16 protein-coding genes are annotated in these 16,913 nt (G+C 46.9%); 11 read left to right on the top strand and 5 right to left on the bottom strand.

From position 1 onward, the window contains the following. Positions 1-31 precede the first annotated feature (31 nt). From A7981_RS02660 to A7981_RS12050, 5 genes are all read left to right on the top strand, one after another. Positions 32-1,465, top strand: a complete 1,434-nt coding sequence (locus tag A7981_RS02660; protein WP_067263650.1) for an OprO/OprP family phosphate-selective porin — start codon at positions 32-34, stop codon at positions 1,463-1,465. A gap of 32 nt (positions 1,466-1,497) precedes the next feature. After that, entirely contained in the window at positions 1,498-2,508 is a 1,011-nt protein-coding gene (locus A7981_RS02655) for a sulfate ABC transporter substrate-binding protein (protein WP_067263647.1), read from the top strand. A gap of 69 nt (positions 2,509-2,577) precedes the next feature. Then, complete coding sequence (locus A7981_RS02650) at positions 2,578-2,937, top strand: DUF2325 domain-containing protein (protein WP_067263644.1); 360 nt, start codon at positions 2,578-2,580, stop codon at positions 2,935-2,937. Between the two features lie 69 nt (positions 2,938-3,006). Next, positions 3,007-3,222 (top strand): molybdopterin-binding protein, encoded by a 216-nt coding sequence (locus tag A7981_RS02645; RefSeq protein WP_067263642.1) that lies wholly within the window; start codon positions 3,007-3,009, stop codon positions 3,220-3,222. A gap of 133 nt (positions 3,223-3,355) precedes the next feature. After that, positions 3,356-3,517: a hypothetical protein gene (locus A7981_RS12050; RefSeq protein ID WP_165595531.1), complete on the top strand. Its 162-nt coding sequence runs from the start codon at positions 3,356-3,358 to the stop codon at positions 3,515-3,517. A gap of 65 nt (positions 3,518-3,582) precedes the next feature. On the opposite strand, the gene A7981_RS02640 is transcribed toward A7981_RS12050, so the two are convergent. From A7981_RS02640 to epsC, 3 genes are read right to left on the bottom strand one after another with little or no spacing between them, the layout of a single operon-like run. Then, the gene (locus A7981_RS02640; protein ID WP_067263639.1) at positions 3,583-5,409 is read right to left on the bottom strand and encodes a family 2A encapsulin nanocompartment cargo protein cysteine desulfurase; all 1,827 of its coding nucleotides are present in this window, start codon (positions 5,407-5,409) and stop codon (positions 3,583-3,585) included. Next, positions 5,396-6,313, bottom strand: coding sequence for a family 2A encapsulin nanocompartment shell protein (locus A7981_RS02635; protein WP_067263636.1), 918 nt, complete (start codon positions 6,311-6,313; stop codon positions 5,396-5,398). The genes A7981_RS02640 and A7981_RS02635 overlap by 14 nt, the downstream gene beginning before the upstream one ends. Before the next feature lie 46 nt (positions 6,314-6,359). Further along, positions 6,360-7,355 carry a serine O-acetyltransferase EpsC gene (epsC, locus tag A7981_RS02630; protein ID WP_067263634.1) on the bottom strand — a complete coding sequence of 332 codons (996 nt, stop codon included), beginning with the start codon at positions 7,353-7,355 and terminating at the stop codon, positions 6,360-6,362. Positions 7,356-7,693: 338 nt separating this feature from the next. Here epsC and A7981_RS02625 point away from each other — a divergent pair, with 338 nt between their 5' ends. From A7981_RS02625 to A7981_RS02600, 6 genes are all read left to right on the top strand, one after another. Continuing rightward, the gene (locus tag A7981_RS02625) at positions 7,694-8,677 is read left to right on the top strand and encodes a sulfate ABC transporter substrate-binding protein (protein ID WP_067263628.1); all 984 of its coding nucleotides are present in this window, start codon (positions 7,694-7,696) and stop codon (positions 8,675-8,677) included. A 62-nt stretch (positions 8,678-8,739) separates the two neighbouring features. Further along, positions 8,740-9,609, top strand: coding sequence for an EAL domain-containing protein (locus tag A7981_RS02620; RefSeq protein WP_067263626.1), 870 nt, complete (start codon positions 8,740-8,742; stop codon positions 9,607-9,609). Positions 9,610-9,771: 162 nt separating this feature from the next. After that, positions 9,772-10,602 (top strand): sulfate ABC transporter permease subunit CysT, encoded by an 831-nt coding sequence (gene cysT / locus A7981_RS02615; protein WP_067263624.1) that lies wholly within the window; start codon positions 9,772-9,774, stop codon positions 10,600-10,602. 9 nt (positions 10,603-10,611) lie between these two features. Beyond that, a complete protein-coding gene (cysW, locus tag A7981_RS02610) occupies positions 10,612-11,508 on the top strand; it encodes a sulfate ABC transporter permease subunit CysW (protein ID WP_067263621.1) in 897 nt (298 codons plus the stop codon). A gap of 45 nt (positions 11,509-11,553) precedes the next feature. Beyond that, positions 11,554-12,621, top strand: a complete 1,068-nt coding sequence (locus A7981_RS02605) for a sulfate/molybdate ABC transporter ATP-binding protein (protein ID WP_067263617.1) — start codon at positions 11,554-11,556, stop codon at positions 12,619-12,621. A 250-nt stretch (positions 12,622-12,871) separates the two neighbouring features. Then, positions 12,872-13,645 carry a PEP-CTERM sorting domain-containing protein gene (locus tag A7981_RS02600; protein ID WP_067263607.1) on the top strand — a complete coding sequence of 258 codons (774 nt, stop codon included), beginning with the start codon at positions 12,872-12,874 and terminating at the stop codon, positions 13,643-13,645. Between the two features lie 26 nt (positions 13,646-13,671). Here the strand turns inward: A7981_RS02600 and lspA are convergent, their stop codons facing one another. Both lspA and ileS read right to left on the bottom strand, forming a co-directional pair. Then, positions 13,672-14,130, bottom strand: coding sequence for a signal peptidase II (gene lspA / locus A7981_RS02595; RefSeq protein WP_067263605.1), 459 nt, complete (start codon positions 14,128-14,130; stop codon positions 13,672-13,674). Further along, complete coding sequence (gene ileS, locus A7981_RS02590) at positions 14,123-16,909, bottom strand: isoleucine--tRNA ligase (protein ID WP_067263603.1); 2,787 nt, start codon at positions 16,907-16,909, stop codon at positions 14,123-14,125. The genes lspA and ileS overlap by 8 nt, the downstream gene beginning before the upstream one ends. Between the last annotated feature and the right edge of the window lie 4 nt (positions 16,910-16,913).

Here is a 16,913-nt window from a genome sequence, read left to right as displayed (position 1 = left end):
CCGGAAGTAAATAATTTATAAGGGGTTCATCATGCAATTTAAGATCAAACATATCACTTACGCACTCATTACCAGCGGCGTATTGCTAAGTAGCAATATTGCAATCGCGGCGGATGCGGACATTGACGCACTACGCAAAACTATTGAAGAGCTTGACCAAAAGATCAAGATCATTGAACGTAAGAATGAAATCGCTTTAGAAGAGGCTGCAGCCGCCAAGAAAACAACGCCCGTCGTTGTAGCTAGCGATAGCGGTTTTGGTTTGCAATCTGCAGATAAGAAATTCGTATTCAAGTTAAGCGGCTTGTTACAAGCTGATCAACGTACATTTTTTGACGACGACACAGAAGCAGGCGTTGCTGGTACCAACCTAAGCGACGATTACCTATTACGCCGCGTTCGTCCGACTTTTTCAGGCACAGTATTTGGCAAGTATGACTTCCGCTTTACACCTGATTTCGCGCCAAACGCTGCAAACGTGCAAGATGCATTCATCAATGCGCGCTTCCTTCCTTGGTTCAAGGTACAGGCTGGTAAATTCAAGGTCCCTGTGAGCTTAGAACGTTTACAAAGCGGTGGCGATATTCGTTTCGTAGAGCGTGGTTATGTTTCAAACTCTTTAGTGCCTAACCGCGATACTGGTGTTCAAATTCATGGTGACTTGCTTGAAAGCAAATTGACCTATGCCGTTGGCGTGTTCGATGGTCAAGCAGATGGCGGTAGTGTTGGCAGCAACGGTTCGAACAATGGGGATACCAATAAGGACAAAGAATACGCTGCTAGAATTTTTGCTGAGCCATTCAAGGGAACTGATAGCTTTCTGGAAGGGCTAGGCTTCGGTATTGCCGGCACAACAGGCGACTTTAGCAAAACTGCAGGTAGCTTGGCCAATACAAACTACCGATCAGAAGGCCAGCAAACTATTTATCAATATGCTGCCAACGTCGTAGGTGATGGCAAGCAAACTCGCGTTGTACCTCAGTTCTATTACTACAATGGTCCATGGGGTATCTTAGGTGAATACGCCAAAGTTAAGTCAGATATCAAGAGAACGAATGGAGCTGGAACAGTAACACTTGGTCAAGAAAATATAGCTAACGATGCCTGGCAACTCGGCGTTACCTATCTTCTTACTGGTGAAGACAACTCGTTCAAAGGCATCACACCAAAACGTGAATTCGATCTGGAAAAAGGCACTTGGGGTGCATGGGAAATCGGTGCACGTTACTCAGAGCTAAATCTTGACGATAAGTTATTCGATGGTGCAGCGGGTGTGCGATTTGCTAATGCAGCATCAGCCACAAAATCTGCTGAAACTTGGTCTTTAGGCGTGAATTGGTATCTCAACAAGAACGTTAAGATCCAATCTACTTATAGCCAGACAAAATTTGACAGTGCACTCGCTGGCGTAGCTGATCGCGCAGACGAAAAGGCATTGTTCACTCGATTCCAAGTAGCGTTCTAAAAAACTTATTTAGTTAACATTAGGGAATACAAATGAAAACATTATTTTTAGGCTTAAGCGCACTGATAGCGGCGCTGGCACTTGCGAATCCAATCATCGCAAGTGCCGCAGACGTGACATTGCTTAATGTCTCGTATGATCCGACACGTGAACTTTACCAGGACTATAACGCTGCATTTGCGAAGTACTGGAAAGCCAAGACGGGTGACAATGTCACGATCAAGGCTTCACATGGCGGTTCAGGTAAACAGGCTCGCGCCATCATCGATGGTCTTGATGCTGACGTAGCGACACTAGCACTGGCTTTTGACGTTGATCAACTTTATGAGAAGGGTAAGTTAATCCCTAAGGATTGGCAGACTCGTTTGCCACACAACAGCGCACCATACACATCCACCATTGTGTTTCTGGTTCGCAAGGGCAACCCAAAAGGCATCAAGGATTGGGATGACATTGCTAGACCTGGTATCTCCGTGATTACGCCTAATCCTAAAACATCAGGTGGCGCACGTTGGAATTACTTGGCTGCATGGGCATATGCTCAAAAGAAATATGGTAACGATGAAAACAAGACTAAAGAGTTCGTAGGCAAGATCTTGAAGAACGTGCCTGTGCTTGATACTGGTGCTCGTGGATCTACTACGACATTCGTAGAGCGCGGTATCGGCGACGTCTTGCTGGCTTGGGAAAACGAAGCTTTCTTGGCTCAAAAAGAATTGGGTCCAGATAAATTCGATATCGTCGTGCCTTCACTTTCGATATTGGCTGAGCCAACCATCACCGTTGTAGACAAGGTTGTTGATCGTCGCAAGACACGTGCTGTAGCAGAAGCTTACTTGCAGTACCTGTACTCTGATGAAGGTCAGGACATTGCTGGTAAGAACTACTATCGCCCAACTGGTGAGGCTGCTATCAAGAAATATGAGAAGCAATTCCCTAAAGTAACTTTGATCACAGTCGACAAAGAGTTCGGTGGCTGGCAAAAGGCACAAAAAGAGCATTTTGCAGATGGCGGTACGTTTGACCAGATTTACCTGAAGTAAGCATTAAAAACCTGCTGGCGGAACCGGACAAAATCTGGTTTCGCCGCAACAATTAAGGAGACTCGCAAAATGAGTACAGCATTAATCGTAGGTGGTGACCAAATCGATGGCATCAAACAGGAATTATCAAATCACGGCATTACCCATATCAATCACTGGTCTGGCCGCAAGGTTGGCGATGGCAAAAAGATTATCCCGCATGATACAGAATTGATCGTACTGATCACCGACTGGATCAGCCACACATTCACACACAAGATCAAACAGAACGCTGCAAAGCGTGGCGTAAAGATCGTCTATACCCCCAATGGCCCTGCTGCATTACGTGCACGCCTGAAAGGCATTGCTGACCGAACAGTATCGGAGAGTGCCTGTCGAAAGACATTCAAACATAATCGATCACTCAATCAGTGGCTGAGCTTTCACTAAACCTCTTTCGCTAAAATACTTTCTTTAGCGCAGCCGCTTAATATTTAAACCATATTCAGGAGAAATATCATGGCGATACACGCAATCAATGTACGTAACCAATTCCGCGGACGCATCAAAGAGATCGTCCCAGGCCCAGTTGTTTCAGAAGTAGATGTTGAAACAGGCTTTGGCATTGTCACGTCAGTCATTACCACCCGCTCTATCAATGAGCTGGGATTGCAAGTAGGCACAGAAGTACTTGCACTTGTAAAATCGACTGAAGTCTCTATTGCTAAGATCTAAATTAGAATTAAGCAATTATCACAAATAATGAAAACAGAAATCACACAAAGCGCGCTTATTAGTTTTCCAGCACAAGTAAGTTGTTGTTGCATGTCTCACGAACACACTTACTTAATGATGATTGGAGAACCATATGCGACGTATTATTCTATTTTTGACTGACACTGCCACTTTTCTTGCTGTTGGCTCAGCATTCTTCATTCCCGTCATCCAGCACTATGCTGGCTCATTAGAAGCGGGATACTCACAACACGCAACGCACCATCGCGTTGTTATTTCACAAAAGTCGGCGTAAAAAAACATGGCTTACGAATATCTCGTAAGCCATGTCTAGTGATTACAATCTACAAACTTTTGAGCTTATAACCCAGTGATCGCTTTTGCAGAAGATAGCTTATGCAAGGCGTTCACTAATACATCAACCTCAGCAGTCGTATTGTAAAAAGCTAAAGATGGCCGCACTGTATTTTCCAGTCCAAAACGACGAAGGATAGGCTGTGCACAATGATGCCCTGAGCGAACAGCGATGCCTTCTTTGTTCAAAGCAGCGCCAACTTCTTCACTCTGATAGCCTGCTAGCGTGAATGACAAGACACTGGCTTTTTCTTTAGCCGTTCCGATCAAGCGCAAGCCTGCTACTTTGCACATGGCATCAGTGGCATAGGCAAGCAATTCATGCTCGTATCTGGCGATATTATGAATGCCCAAACGCTCAACGTACTCAAGCGCAGCACCAAGCCCAACAGCATCGGCAATATTGCCCGTACCTGCTTCAAACTTTGCTGGTGCTTCATGGTAAACGGTCTTATCAAAAGTGACGTCTTGAATCATATTGCCGCCACCTTGCCAAGCAGGCATATCGTTCAACACATCGGATTTTCCATACAACGCACCGATACCAGTTGGGCCAAACACTTTGTGTCCTGAAAAGACAAAGAAGTCACAATCCAGCCCCAATACATCAGTATGCATGTGAGATATTGACTGTGCGCCATCAAGCAATACTTTCGCACCTGCCCGATGTGCCATCTCGATCATCTCATGCGCAGGCGTAACCGTGCCAAGCGCATTGGACACCTGCGTGAATGAAACAAGCTTGGTTCTAGCAGTCAGTAGCTGTTGATACTCAGCAAGTAAGACTTGGCCGCTATCATCGACTGGTGCCACTTTTAACTTGGCGCCTGTTTCCTGACACAACTGTTGCCACGGGACGATATTCGCATGATGCTCAAGATGAGAAATAACGATCTCATCCCCAGCGCCGATATGCTTCTTGCCCCAAGTCTTGGCAACCAGATTGATCGCTTCAGTTGTACCACGTACGAACACGATGTTATCGATTGAAGGCGCATTGATGAAGCGACGAACCGTCTCACGCGCACCTTCATATGCATCTGTAGCGCGCGCAGCTAGCTCATGTGCCGCACGATGAATATTCGAGTTCTCATGCTGGTAAAAGTATGAGATACGATCGATCACTGCCTGCGGTTTCTGTGTCGTAGCTGCATTATCGAACCAGATCAATGGTCTGCCATTAACCAATTCACGCAAGATAGGGAAATCCTTGCGTACGAGATTGGCATCAAACGGCGGATGCGCAGCGGGCGCTGCTTGCAAACTGTTATCAGATGTCTGTAAAAAGTAGAAAGGACTACTTGTACCAGTCTTCTGCGTTGTTGGAATCGCAGTCGGCTGAGCGCCAAAGAGACCTTTTAGCTCGTTCTCATAAGGAATCGCGACATCACCTAGTAGCTTGGCGATATCAACCTCACCAATCAAGTCCGGCGTATATTGCAATGGCGAAACATTAAGCGCGCCAATGCTGCCGGGATTGCTACCGCCAAGATCAGGCAAACCGGATTGCAATGCAGCAGCGCCAGATGGAACAGCCGATATCGCTGACGGCGCTGCTGGCACTTGCGAACCAATCGTCGGGCTACCTGCGCTATAGATCGTCGCATTATCCGAAAAAGAATCTGTCGCAGGAAAACCGGATTCACGTGGCATCGTATCCGAGAACACTTCATTGGCAATTTTCGCCAAGGCATCTACATCCAGATTGCCGCTTTCGCTAGCCTCTCGGGCTATCGCCAAACCAGCCGCCATACGCGGATGCTCGCCCGGCACTGCAGCTAATATCGCTTCAGGTTCGAACGAAGATAGATCGTGAAGGTTACTTGTAGTCATAGTAGTTGCCTACGTCTACATTCTCCAACACAGCGATCGCATCTTCAGTCAGCACAGCTAATGAACAATACAAGGACACAAGATACGAAGCGATCGCCTTGTGGTTGATACCCATAAAGCGCACTGAAAGACCCATGGTTTGTTGACCAGGCAAATTAGGTTGGTAAAGACCAACGACACCTTGACGGCTCTCACCTGTTCTCAACAATAGAATATTCGTCTTACCTTTAGTCACCCGCAATTTGTCGCAAGGAATCAATGGAATACCACGCCAAGTAATGAATTGTGAGCCAAACAGCGCAACTGTAGGCGGTGGAACGCCACGACGTGTACATTCGCGACCGAATGCGGCAATCGCTTGTGGATGTGCCAAGAAGAATGCAGGCTCTTTCCACACGCGTGAGATCAGTTCATCAAAGTCATCAGGTGTTGGTGCGCCGGTGCGTGACTTTACCTTTTGCTCAGGTGCAATATTGTGCAACAAGCCATATTCAGCGTTGTTAATCAATTCACTTTCCTGACGCTCTTTAACCGTTTCAATAGTCAGACGTAACTGCTCACGAATCTGGTTATGCGGGCTGCTGTAAAGATCAGAGATACGTGTATGTACATCAACCACTGTATTCACAGCGTTCAATACATACTCACGGCCCCATTCTTCGTAATCAACGAAAGTCGCTGGCAATTCACGTTCGTCTTTATTAGAGCAGTCAACAGCGACGCTATGGTTATCTTTTACTTTGTTAACACGATAGATACCAGCTTCAACCGGCACCCACTGCATGAGGTGTACCAACCAACGTGGCGTAATCGTGCCAAGCATGGGTACCGTTTTGGTCGCATTGGCAAGCGTCCGTGCCGCTACATCGCCCAATGCGGTATGTCCTTGATGAATATCAGCCATTAAAATCTCCTTGATTATTTAAGTGTGCTACTAAAAAATTAAAATTTCAGCTTTGCTGCTTTGGTTCTTTACTACCGTTTGATAAATTCGTGGTTGCTGCTAGCTGTGCTTGATGCACGGGATTACTTAACATCTGCGCTTGCGTGATATTGCTACCGGGTGGAACAGTGTGTGTAAGCCAGACATTGCCGCCGATGGCAGAACCATGCCCGATGGTGATACGTCCGAGAATAGTTGCACCGGCATAAATGACAACATCGTCTTCTACTATAGGGTGACGCTCGTTCCCTTTGATCAATGCACCGTTCTCATCAGTTGGGAACCGCTTAGCACCAAGCGTAACGGCTTGATAGATGCGCACGTGCTTACCAATAATGGTTGTTTCACCAATCACCACACCCGTACCATGATCAATAAAGAAGCTCTCATCAATCTGCGCGCCCGGGTGTATATCGATACCCGTCGACGAATGAGCGATCTCTGAGATGATTCTTGCGATCAACGGCACACCCAGCTTGTGCAGCACATGTGCTAAACGATAATGCGTAATTGCGGTGATGCCCGGGTAGCAAACCAGTACTTCATCCACACTTCGCGCAGCAGGATCACCTTCATAAGCCGCACGAATATCGCTATCTAGCAACATACGTATTGCAGGTAAAGATTCAGCGAATTGTCTTACGATCTCTTTAGCGCTAGTCCCACTTGCAGTAAGAGCATTACCATCCTCGGCATTCAGGTCCGAAGCAAAATGCAGCTCCAATTTCACTTGAGCCAGCAAATCCCTTAAGGCAACATCTAGGGCATGACCAACGAAATAATCGATACCATCATCTTTGATATCCGGCATGCCTAAACGATTGGGGAAAAGCGCCGCACCTAATCCATCCACGATGCTCCCGAGCACTTTGCGCGATGGTAATTTTGGCGGTTTTTCACGACGATTACGGCTTTCAAGTGACGTAAGTCTGACCGCGCGAAGCTGAGCGACGATCTTGGATATATCCAAACTAGATGTCACTTCATTTAATGATTCAGGCATACGTTTTACTCGCTATAAAAACCAAATGCAGAAAACAAAAAAGCCAGCCGTCTTTTGACGCGCTGGCTTCCGGTTGTCCGGTCGGCTAACTATATATTCAACCTAGATTATTACTAGGTGTCGTTTATATATAATTTTTACTTATATATAAATTCTATTTAGTTATAACTATACACAATTATTGATTTCAATAGCAACATTTGTACAAGATGCTTTATTAAATAATAAATAACATTTATATATAACAATATATTTTTATATTCTTTTACATTCTTTATTGATTTGCCTATATTGCAGCCATAACAATATTTCAGCCATTTAATTTCCGGGGAACCTTAATGTTAAAACGTTTAATCCTTGCCGCCTTGTTATTCTCAAGTGCAGCTCACGCAGACACGAGTTTACTCAATGTATCTTATGACGTAACACGCGAATTCTATAAAGACTTTAACCCTGCTTTCGCAAAATACTGGAAAGAGAAAACTGGCGAAACCGTCACCATCAACCAGTCACATGGTGGTTCCAGCAAACAGGCACGTGCAGTAGTAGATGGTCTTGAAGCCGATATCATCACCATGAATCAAGCAACTGATATCGATATTCTTTACGAAAAAGGCCGTTTGATCCCCAAAGATTGGCAGAAACGCCTGCCTAACGGTAGCTCGCCGACTGCATCTACCACTGTATTCTTGGTGCGCAAAGGCAATCCAAAAAACATCAAGGATTGGGACGACCTCATCAAACCTGGCGTTGGTGTCGTGATTGCAAACCCTAAGACATCAGGTAATGGCCGTTATGCCTATCTTGCTGCATGGGGATATGTAATCAAAAAAGGCGGTGACGATGCCAAGGCGAAAGATTTCGTAGCCAAATTATTCAAGAACGTACCCGTTCTGGATACAGGTGGCCGAGGTGCGACGACGACCTTCGTACAGCGCGATATTGGTGATGCTCTGCTAACTTTCGAGAATGAAGTCAACCTGATCAAAAAAGAGCTGGGCGGCGACCAATTCGAGGTGGTTTACCCTTCCGTTAGCGTACTGGCAGAAAACCCGATCAGCTTGGTCGATAAGGTTGTAGATAGACATAAAACACGCACGGTCGCACAAGGCTATTTGGACTTCCACTATTCGCCAGAAGGTCAGGAGCTTGCAGTCAAACATTACCTGCGCCCACGTGTAGAAACTGTGGCCGCTAAGCATAAAGGTGACTTCAAACAGCTAACCCTGTTTACGATTGATGAAGTATTTGGTGGATGGGCAAATGCTCAGAAAACGCACTTCGCCGATGGCGGTACGTTTGATCAGATCTACGCTAAGTAACAAGACCTAAGCAACAAAGGCAAGTCACAGCAAGATTGATTAGCAATAAGGAGTAGAGACTCATGTCTGAGAAATACACAGGATCACTGAATGTAGAACAACTCAAGTCGCAGCTGCGTGAAGCGCTGTACCTTGACTTGGAAGATTACGGTCTGGATGAGAAGCTGGAAGGGGAATTCACCAGTACATTTCTGGGCATACAGCTCAAGAGCGCTTTTCAGCCGATCTACGATAGCGAAGCCGGTGATCTTTTCGGGCATGAGGCTCTATTAAGACCATCACTTGGTGACCTGCAAACAATCAGCCCTGAGTTTGCTTTCAGCTTTGCTGAAGAATCAGGTCGACTTGTTAAGTTTGACCGCGTGTGCCGCACATTGCATGTATTGAATTTCAGGGAGATATATAACGATAACGGCTATCTCTTCCTGAACGTACACCCAAAACTTTTGGTAAGTGTAAATGCGCACGGCAAAGTCTTCGAGCGCATTTTACATACGCACTCGGTACCGACAGATCGCGTGGTGATTGAAATACAGGAAAGCGTTGTAGAGCAGGAAAAACTACTGGTCGAGGCGATTGATAACTACCGTGATCGCGGCTACCGCATCGCCATTGATGGCTTTGGTCGCAAACACTCGAATCTGGATAGATTGTGGAAGCTCTCACCAGAGTTCGTGAAACTGGATATCAGCCTGATTCAAGAGGCAGAGCGCAACCCGCGCATTCGCAAGATCATTCCGGGCTTAGTCGGCATCATCCGTGACTTAGGCGCGCAACCCGTGATTAAAGGTATAGAAACCCAAACACAACTGGATATCGCCATTGAAGCTGGCAGCACTTTATTGCAGGGTTACTTTTTGGGGAGGCCAGCTATCGCGAAAGACCTGCAACCCACCAAGGCGTTCAGACCCTCGATACGAGCAGCCGCATAATACTGGGACTGCTCGAATTCAGGATATTGAAGCTAAATATAAAAGCCATTAGTAGCAGAGCATCATTCATTCTTTTTTGTTATATCAATATCATTACTTAGTATTTTTATAACTTTAAGGACTCTGTTACATTTGCGTCCAAATTTAAAAGATAATAATTAAATGGCTAAACATAAAAACGTTCTACCGGGGTTCAACTTATCTCTAGGCTACACCCTGCTTTACCTAAGCTTGATCGTACTCATCCCACTGTCGGCCGCATTCCTTAAAACCACAGAGCTAAGCTTGGCAGAGTTCTGGCAGGTGGTTACTGCGCCTCGCGTGGTGGCGTCCTATAAATTGACGTTCGGCGCATCGCTTATCGGGGCAGTGCTAAATGCCATATTCGGCTTATTGACCGCATGGGTACTGACACGCTATACCTTTCCAGGCAAGAAGCTGGTAGATGCATTGGTCGATCTACCTTTCGCACTGCCTACAGCAGTCGCGGGTATCGCACTCACCGCGGTATATGCAAGCAATGGCTGGATAGGCAGCATACTTGAGCCGCATGGCATTAAAGTCGCATTTACGCCATTAGGTGTAGTGGTTGCCCTCACGTTTATCGGCTTGCCTTTCGTGGTACGTACCGTACAACCCGTACTTGAAGACTTAGAAGCGGAAACAGAAGAAGCCGCTGCCAGCTTGGGTGCCAATCGCTGGCAGACATTCAGCCGCGTTATTCTGCCTGCACTTTGGCCTGCATTGTTAACCGGATTTGCTCTGGCATTTGCCCGCGCGATCGGGGAATATGGCTCGGTAATTTTTATCGCCGGTAATATGCCGATGGTGTCTGAGATTACGCCACTAATCATTATCACCAAACTCGAACAATATGATTATGCAGGCGCTACAGCAGTCGCTGTCGTCATGCTGGTGATTTCATTCATCTTGTTATTCGCCATCAATGGCTTGCAGTGGTGGAGTAATCACCGCATCAGTGCTTCACGTTAGGAATAGGGTATGTCTGCAACCATCGTTTCACAATTACATAGTTACAATAAAAAGGTGGCGCGTAGCCGTGCCACTTCAGAGCCAGCATGGGTACGTTGGTCGTTGATCGCTGTCTCTTTATTGTTTCTAAGCCTGTTTCTGTTCATCCCGCTTGCTGCAGTGTTTACGGAAGCATTACGCAAAGGCTTTGGAGCTTATATCGCGGCATTGGTTGATCCTGATGCTTTATCCGCAATCAAGCTGACAGTAATTGCGGCAGCCATCTCATTACCACTGAATCTAGTCTTCGGTGTAGCCGCAGCTTGGGCGATTGCCAAATTCGATTTCCGCGGCAAGAGCATATTGATCACCTTGATCGATTTGCCTTTCGCAGTGTCGCCTGTGATTGCTGGCCTGATCTATGTTTTGATATTCGGTATGCAAGGCTGGTTTGGTGAGTGGTTGATTGATCATGACCATAAAGTCATCTTCGCCATCCCCGGTATCGTATTAGCAACGATATTCGTCACCTTCCCTTTTATCGCACGCGAGCTGATCCCACTGATGCAGGCGCAAGGCAAAGAGGAAGAAGAGGCCGGGCTGGTATTAGGTGCAAATGGTTGGCAGATACTTTGGCGCATTACATTACCCAATATCAAATGGGGTCTGCTATATGGCGTGATTCTGACCAATGCGCGTGCAATGGGCGAATTTGGCGCGGTATCGGTTGTATCAGGCCATATCCGTGGATTGACTAATACCATGCCCTTGCATGTCGAAATTCTTTATAACGAATACAACTACGCTGCGGCATTCGCGGTCGCATCGTTATTGGCATTTCTGGCATTACTGACATTGGCGCTGAAAAGTTTTATTGAATGGCAGGCTTCGCGCGATGTCATTATTGATGAACAGATAGAAGAATGATTTGCAAATAGTGCATACGCAGTTAAAAAATACAAAGGCGAAATGATGAGTATCGAGATTCGTAATATCACAAAAGACTTCGGCAGCTTTCAGGCACTAAAGAACATCAGCCTTGATGTTCCCAGTGGCGAGCTGGTAGCCCTGCTCGGCCCATCAGGTTGCGGTAAGACCACCCTGCTGCGCATCATCGCGGGCCTTGAGACACCTGATTCCGGCAACATCCTTTTTCATGGCTCGAATGCCACTGAACGCGATGTACGCGAACGTGAAGTAGGCTTTGTATTTCAGCACTATGCGCTGTTCCGCCATATGTCGGTATTCGAGAACGTAGCCTTTGGCTTACGCGTGCGCCCCAAGGCTACTCGTCCATCAGATGCGGAGATCAGCAAACGCGTTCATAAACTACTTGAGTTGGTACAACTGGACTGGCTTGCAGACCGTTATCCGCCACAACTATCCGGTGGGCAACGTCAACGTATTGCTTTGGCACGTGCCTTGGCGGTAGAACCTAAAGTGTTATTGCTCGATGAGCCGTTCGGTGCATTGGACGCAAAGGTTCGTAAGGATCTTCGTCGCTGGTTACGCCGCTTACATGACGAACTACATATCACCAGCGTTTTCGTCACGCATGATCAGGAAGAGGCACTTGAAGTAGCCGACCGCATCGTAGTGATGAACCACGGTCAAGTTGAACAGATTGGCAGCCCGCAGGAAGTTTACGACGCACCAGCCTCTCCATTCGTATACCAGTTCCTTGGTAACGTGAATCTGTTCCACAGCCGCGTGAATGAAGGCCGTGCACAGATTGGTGGCATCGAGCTTCAACTTGATGCACATCAAGAAACAAAAGATAGCCCGGCTTTCGCTTATGTTCGTCCGCACGATATCGAAGTATTAAAAGAAGCCGATGGCGAGCATGCGTTTGAAGCCACAGTTAACTACATTCACGCTATCGGCCCGCTTGTCAGATTAGAACTGCAACGTGCAGATAACCCTGAACTGATCGAAGCTGAGCTGACACGTGAACGTTTCCGCGAGCTTAGTCTCACCGAAGGTCAAAGCGTCTTTATACGCCCACGCAATGTGCGCGTGTTTTTGAATCAAGTCGCGTAAAACAAATCCATCACATAGCCGAACCTGAGTGTTTCTACTCAGGTTCGGCTATGCTCAATCGAAGTTACGCTGGTTTTCTTAAATATTTTATCCTGCCATATTTTCAAATATCATCCATTTGGCATAATCCCTGCTTAATCTTTCTGATTTTTTGAACGGCATTCGTGTACTATGCGGCAACTGAGAAAAACATAGGCATGATTTAGCCATGCAATACCAACAACTTACAATTAAAATCGGAAGTTAATCAATGATTCATAGCAACAACATATTCAACGCAAAAACAATCCGCAACATGTTCACTGCAGGCATTCTTGCTTGCGCAGCCATGGTTAACTCGGCTTATGCTAGCACCATCATCTCATGGCCTAGCGCATCTGACCGTACAGCATATTCCAGTTACACGACGATTAATGAAGGCGGCACTGACACATACCATAACTGGGGCGTACTCAGCATATGGGATATCTCTGCAATGGGTGGGCAAACAATCAGCCTGTGTGTAGAAAGGCATATTGGCGGTGGCTGGGCTAGCAGCTTTGATGTAACAACTGGCTTATCACCATTTTTTTCATCTACCCAACAATCAGCGCTTGATCGTTTGATCACGAATACTTTGCCGACATTCTTCGGGCTACGCGATACATACATCAGCACATCAAGCAGCAGTGATCTTGCAGCAGCCAATAATTATGCGCTAGCGATGCAATTAGCCGTGTGGGAGATTGTAGAAGAAACGGGTTCTTATGACCTTGCCAGTGGTTCGATCTATTTGAGTGGCACTGGCCCTGCAAATACAGCAGCGGATGCACTTGCTATTGGATTCATCAATAACATCACTTCAGGCCCATGGACAACCACTGGTGGCTACACATTAAGCTATGCCTTCTCTGACACTAAACAGGATCAGTTACTGATCACCGCTGTGCCAGAACCGAGCAGCTGGGCGATGTTATTGGCAGGTCTAAGTACCGTGATATTGATTGCGCGCCGTCGTAGCAAGGCGCGAAAAGCGGCCATCTAAATAGGCCTGTAATCTGATTGATAAGATTATGGTTGTTTGTTTTTAAAGCTGTCGATCAACAGTAAACTTACACCAAACGTGATCGCAGAATCAGCAAGATTGAAAGCAGGCCAATAATAAGCTTGGTAATGGAAGAACAAGAAGTCGACGACATAGCCTAACGTTAGGCGGTCATATAGATTTCCTAATGCTCCGCCAAGAATGAAGGCAAGCCCCAAACAGAAGAGTTTCTGCTTGGGGCTTTTATACATCAAATACACAATCACGACAGACGCGATCACGGCAATGGCACTAAAGAAGATACGCTGCCAGCCTCCCGCATTACTCAAAAAGCTAAATGCCGCACCTTCATTATGGTAACGCACCAAATCAAAAAAGCTGGTGATCGTCAGGTGTTCACCATAAGCAAACGCATTGACCACAAGATGCTTTGTATAAAGATCGAGCGCGATCACCACCACACTTAACGCCAACCATTTACGCATAGCGACGGGCTTCGCCTTTACCAAACAAGTTGCTCACGCAACGACCGCATATTTGCGGGTGCGCTGCATCGGCACCGACATCGGCACGGTAGTGCCAGCAACGATCACATTTCGTATGTGCACTAGGCGTGACCTTGATACTCACACCCTCATCCTCTGCCTGATGCAGGTTGGCACGCGAAGTGATGAGTACAAAACGCAAATCATCCTCCAGCGTAGCCAAAGCCTTATATGTTTTACCAGAGGCGTAGATATCCAACTCAGACTGCAATGAAGAGCCTACCAAGCTTTGTGCACGTTGTTCTTCGATGGCTTTATTGGCAAAAGCACGAACGGCGATGATCTCTTGCCAGACAGCAATATCCGCATCGCTTAACGCGTGTGCTGGAAGCTCATACCACAGCTCTTCAAACACACTGACATTCTCATCCAAGCCTAAAGTCTGCCATATCTCATTAGCAGTAAAGCTTAATATCGGGGCCATCAAACGCATCAATGCATGAGTGATATGGTAAAGCGCACTCTGCGCAGCACGACGAGGATGAGAATCAGCACCTGTCGTGTAGAGACGATCTTTTAAGATGTCGAGATAGAAACCGCCCAGATCTTCAGAGCAAAAACCTACGAATTTCTGCATCGCCAAATGAAACTCATAGCGGTCATAATCTGCAAGCAACTTGGTCTCTAGATCATGCGTCAGTACTAACGCATAACGATCGATCTCCAACCACTCAGCGACAGGCAGTAGGTTTTTACCAGCATCGAAATCAGCCAGATTAGATAACAAGAAACGTAGTGTATTGCGGATACGGCGATAGCTATCGGCAACACGTTTTAATATCTCGTCCGAGATCGTCAATTCACCTGAGTAATCTGTCGAGGCTACCCATAAACGTAAGATATCGGCACCGTAGGTATCCATAACCTTTTGCGGCGCAACCACGTTGCCCTTGGATTTACTCATCTTATGACCGTTGCCATCGACCACGAAACCGTGCGTCAGCAATGCACCATAAGGCGCACGTCCATTGATCGCACAACCTGTCAGTAAGCTAGACTGGAACCACCCACGGTGCTGGTCAGAACCTTCAAGATACAAATCTGCAGGGCTCTGCAACTCTTCACGACGCTTCAAAACAGCAGCATGTGTCGTACCCGAGTCAAACCATACATCCAGCGTATCGGTCACTTTTTTATATTGCTCAGCATCCTTTGGCGCGTGTTCTTGCAGAAAAGCAGCGCCATCTAAAGAGAACCAAGCTTCTATGCCTTGTTGTTCGACTTGTAATGCAACTTTCTCAAGCAACGCGGAGGTATCAGGGTGCAGCTCACTGGTTTCTTTATGTACGAACAATGGCATCGGCACACCCCAGTTACGCTGGCGAGACACACACCAGTCCGGACGGTTCTTGATCATCGCTTCCAGACGTGCGCGCCCCCATGAAGGGAAGAACTCCGTATCATCCACCGCAGCATTAGCAAGTGTGCGCAATGTGCTACCCGCCACGCCTTCTTGATTCATGCCGATGAACCATTGATGCGTCGCACGGAAGATAACCGGCGTCTTATGGCGCCAGCAATGCGGGTAACTATGGTTCAATCGCGCGGAAGCCATCAGGTTGCCACTAGCTGCCAGCGTTTCGATGACGACTTTATTAGCATCCCAGATGCTCATGCCCGCAAAGCGCTCGACACGACTATAGAACTTGCCATCATCACCCACTGGATTATCCACCGGCAGGTTATAACGCATACCCACCGCATAATCTTCAAGGCCGTGAGCAGGCGCTGTATGTACTAAGCCAGTACCCGCATCGGTAGTTACATGATCACCAAGGATGACTGGCACCTGACGGTTCTCGAATGGATGCTGTAATGATAAAAACTCAAGTGCAACCCCTTTGCATGAAGCAAGAACTTGGGTTGATGCTTCGCCATATCGTGCAAGTGTAGCTTCAGCAAGCTCATGCGCAAGAATCAGCAACCCCTTACTGGTCTTGATCAGGTCATAGGTGAAATCCGGATGAACGGTCACAGCCTGATTGGCTGGCAACGTCCAAGGCGTGGTTGTCCAGATGACGGCATACGCATCACCTGCAACCTCAACACCAAACATCTTAGACAAGGCAGCGTTATCTACGACCTTAAAACCGACATCGATAGCAGGAGAATTCTTATCTTCATACTCAACTTCAGCTTCAGCCAATGCAGACCCACAATCCACACACCAATGTACTGGCTTGGAGCCTTGATAGAGATAACCATTCTTGTAGATATCACCCAACGCACGCATGATGTCGGCTTCGGTCTTGAAATCCATCGTGCGGTAAGGATGATCCCAATCGCCCAATACACCTAGACGGATAAAGTCCTTTTTCTGGCGCTCGATCTGTTCAGCGGCATACTCGCGGCAAAGCTCACGAAACTTGGCTGGATCGATATTCTTGCCATGCAGTTTCTCGACCATCAACTCGATAGGCAGTCCGTGGCAATCCCAACCAGGCACATAAGGCGCATCAAAGCCTGACATCGTCTTGGATTTAACGATGATATCTTTCAATATCTTGTTTACCGCGTGCCCGATATGGATGTCTCCATTCGCATAAGGCGGGCCATCATGCAGGATGAATTTCTTAGCCCCCTTACGTGCCGCACGTATCTTTTTATAAAGCTGCTGATCCTGCCATTGTTTCAACCATGCAGGCTCACGCTTTGCAAGATCGCCACGCATCGGAAAAGGCGTTTCAGGGAGATTCAACTGATATTTTTGGTCTGTCATGACA

Origin of the sequence: Methylovorus sp. MM2, assembly GCF_001648895.1 — a bacterium.
Lineage (GTDB): Bacteria > Pseudomonadota > Gammaproteobacteria > Burkholderiales > Methylophilaceae > MM1.
Note: the sequence above shows the minus strand (reverse complement) of the source record. Positions and strands in the feature narration are given on the sequence as shown.

What these genes read in the sequence shown, in the direction of transcription:
- A7981_RS02660 (WP_067263650.1), top strand. Translation starts at nt 32, where the DNA reads ATGCAATTTAAGATCAAACATATCACTTACGCACTCATTACCAGCGGC.
- A7981_RS02655 (WP_067263647.1), top strand. Translation starts at nt 1,498, where the DNA reads ATGAAAACATTATTTTTAGGCTTAAGCGCACTGATAGCGGCGCTGGCA.
- A7981_RS02650 (WP_067263644.1), top strand. Translation starts at nt 2,578, where the DNA reads ATGAGTACAGCATTAATCGTAGGTGGTGACCAAATCGATGGCATCAAA.
- A7981_RS02645 (WP_067263642.1), top strand. Translation starts at nt 3,007, where the DNA reads ATGGCGATACACGCAATCAATGTACGTAACCAATTCCGCGGACGCATC.
- A7981_RS12050 (WP_165595531.1), top strand. Translation starts at nt 3,356, where the DNA reads ATGCGACGTATTATTCTATTTTTGACTGACACTGCCACTTTTCTTGCT.
- A7981_RS02640 (WP_067263639.1), bottom strand. Translation starts at nt 5,409, where the DNA reads ATGACTACAAGTAACCTTCACGATCTATCTTCGTTCGAACCTGAAGCG.
- A7981_RS02635 (WP_067263636.1), bottom strand. Translation starts at nt 6,313, where the DNA reads ATGGCTGATATTCATCAAGGACATACCGCATTGGGCGATGTAGCGGCA.
- epsC (WP_067263634.1), bottom strand. Translation starts at nt 7,355, where the DNA reads ATGCCTGAATCATTAAATGAAGTGACATCTAGTTTGGATATATCCAAG.
- A7981_RS02625 (WP_067263628.1), top strand. Translation starts at nt 7,694, where the DNA reads ATGTTAAAACGTTTAATCCTTGCCGCCTTGTTATTCTCAAGTGCAGCT.
- A7981_RS02620 (WP_067263626.1), top strand. Translation starts at nt 8,740, where the DNA reads ATGTCTGAGAAATACACAGGATCACTGAATGTAGAACAACTCAAGTCG.
- cysT (WP_067263624.1), top strand. Translation starts at nt 9,772, where the DNA reads ATGGCTAAACATAAAAACGTTCTACCGGGGTTCAACTTATCTCTAGGC.
- cysW (WP_067263621.1), top strand. Translation starts at nt 10,612, where the DNA reads ATGTCTGCAACCATCGTTTCACAATTACATAGTTACAATAAAAAGGTG.
- A7981_RS02605 (WP_067263617.1), top strand. Translation starts at nt 11,554, where the DNA reads ATGAGTATCGAGATTCGTAATATCACAAAAGACTTCGGCAGCTTTCAG.
- A7981_RS02600 (WP_067263607.1), top strand. Translation starts at nt 12,872, where the DNA reads ATGATTCATAGCAACAACATATTCAACGCAAAAACAATCCGCAACATG.
- lspA (WP_067263605.1), bottom strand. Translation starts at nt 14,130, where the DNA reads ATGCGTAAATGGTTGGCGTTAAGTGTGGTGGTGATCGCGCTCGATCTT.
- ileS (WP_067263603.1), bottom strand. Translation starts at nt 16,909, where the DNA reads ATGACAGACCAAAAATATCAGTTGAATCTCCCTGAAACGCCTTTTCCG.